1 protein-coding gene is annotated in these 2,459 nt (G+C 48.3%); it reads right to left on the reverse strand.

Translation table 11 applies throughout. From position 1 onward, the window contains the following. Positions 1–2,459 (reverse strand): beta strand repeat-containing protein (locus tag AC1DP6_RS36360; protein WP_477059289.1); only part of this gene is annotated, 2,459 nt, incomplete at both ends.

Consider the following 2,459-nt stretch of genomic DNA (forward strand, 5'->3'; position numbering starts at 1 on the left):
AATACCAGAGCGTTGGTACCACTGCCACTTACAAGTGTGGCCTGTCTGGTAGTGGCGCCTATTACTATACCCAGCGATGGTGTGCCGGTTACATTAACTATCTCACTAAAATGAACAGTGAAGGAGAGTACTTGTCCATCGTTATACACGGCATTTGCCGGTACATCTACTGCTGTCACTACTGGTGCGGTACCATCGAAAGCAAGGCTTAAAATATTGGAAGCAGTATTGGAGTTATTGCCCACGTTCACTGCGACACTGGCCGGTACCTGTATAGTTACAGTACCATCTGCCGTTGGTGTGACGAGTACGGTATAAGTAATATTATCTGTTGTTTGGAATGCACTTAAAGTCGCATTGGAAGCGGTGATATCTCCTACTACAAATCCAGTCACAGCCTCCGTGAAAGTAATGGTAGCTGTGAATGGTTGATTTAATGGAGACGTAGCGCTGGCTGTCACCGCTACGCCTGGTATGTTTGTATTTACGAGTACGCCTGTGGTATTTACCGCAGGAAGTGTAAGCACTGCATTGTTACCGGCTGCATCTTTTATAGTACCGGTGATCGCAGCGCCCAGTGTGATACCATCCATGTCTACATCTCCGGCCTGGACTATGTATAGGAAGCCCAACGTATCTGTACCAGTACCGCCCTGATAGGTAGCCTGATGGGTAGTACCACCAATGGTGATATCGAGAGTAGGCGTGCCTGTTACAACGATAGACTCGCTGAAATGTGCTTTGAAGCGGAGCCCTTCGCCGAGGTGATAAGTGCCGTTGGCTGGTACATCTACGGCTGTAATAGTAGGCGCCGTGCCATCATAAACGCGGCTTAGAATATTGGAGGCCGTATTGTTATTGTTACCCACGTTCACGGCTACACTGGCCGGTACCTGGATAGTTAGGGTACCATCTGCCGTTGGTGTGACGAGTACGGTATACGTAATATTATCTGTTGTCTGGAATGCACTTAAGGTAGCATTTGTAGCGGTGATATCTCCTACTACAAATCCAGTCACTGCCTCCGTGAAAGTAATGGTAGCTGTGAATGGTTGATTCAGTGGAGACGTGGCGCTGGCTGTCACCGCTACGCCTGGTATGTTTGTATTTACGAGTACGCCTGTGGYGTTTACCGCAGGAAGTGTAAGCACTGCATTGTTACCGGCTGCGTCTTTAATAATACCGGTGAGCGCAGCACCCAGTGTGATACCATCCATGTCTACATCTCCGGCCTGCACTATATAGAGGAAACCTAATGTATCTGTGCCAGTACCACCCTGATAGGTGGCTTGGCGGGTAGTACCGCCAATGGTGATATCGAGTGTAGGCGTACCTGTTACAACGATGGACTCACTGAAATGTGCTTTGAAGCGGAGTCCTTCGCCGAGGTGATAAGTGCCGTTGGCTGGTACATCTACAGCTGTAATAGTAGGCGCCGTACCATCATAAATGCGGCTTAAAATATTGGAAGCCGTATTGTTGTTGTTACCGACGTTCACGGCTACACTGGCCGGTACCTGAATAGTTAGGGTACCATCTGCCGTTGGTGTGACGAGTACGGTATATGTAATGTTGTCTGTTGTTTGGAATGCACTTAATGTAGCATTTGTAGCGGTAATATCTCCTACTATAAATCCGGTCACTGCTTCCGTGAAAGTAATGGTAGCTGTGAATGGTTGATTCAGTGGAGACGTGGCGCTGGCGGTCACCGCTACGCCTGGTATGTTTGTATTTACGAGTACACCTGTGGTGTTTACCGCAGGAAGTGTAAGTACTGCGTTGTTACCGGCTGCATCCTTAACAATACCTGTGATCGCAGCGCCCAGCGTGATGCCGTCCATATCCAGATCTCCGGCCTGCACTATGTATAGGAAGCCCAATGTATCTGTGCCAGTGCCGCCCTGATAGGTAGCCTGATGGGTAGTGCCACCAATGGTGATATCGAGTGTAGGTATACCTGTTACAACGATGGACTCACTGAAATGTGCTTTGAAGCGGAGTCCTTCGCCGAGGTGATAAATGCCGTTGGCTGGTACATCTACAGCTATAACAGTAGGTGCCGTACCATCATAAACGCGGCTTAAAATATTAGAGGCTGTATTATTATTGTTACCTACATTCACGGCTACACTTGCTGGTACCTGGAGAGTTACGGTACCATTAGCCGTAGGTGTTATAAGTACGGTATACGTAATGTTGTCTGTTGTCTGGAATGCACTTAATGTAGCATTGGTAGCGGTAATATCTCCTACTGCAAATCCGGTTACTGCTTCTGTAAAGATAACTGTGGCCGTGAATGGTTGATTCAATGGAGAAGTAGCGGCAGTAGTCACTGCCACGCCAGGTATGTTTGTATTTACGAGTACACCTGTGGTGTTTACCGCAGGAAGTGTAAGTACCGCGTTGTTACCCGCAGCATCCTTAACAATACCGGTGATCGCAGCGCCCAGGGTAATGCC

The sequence above is a fragment of the Chitinophaga sp. 01L420 genome (assembly GCF_056399985.1).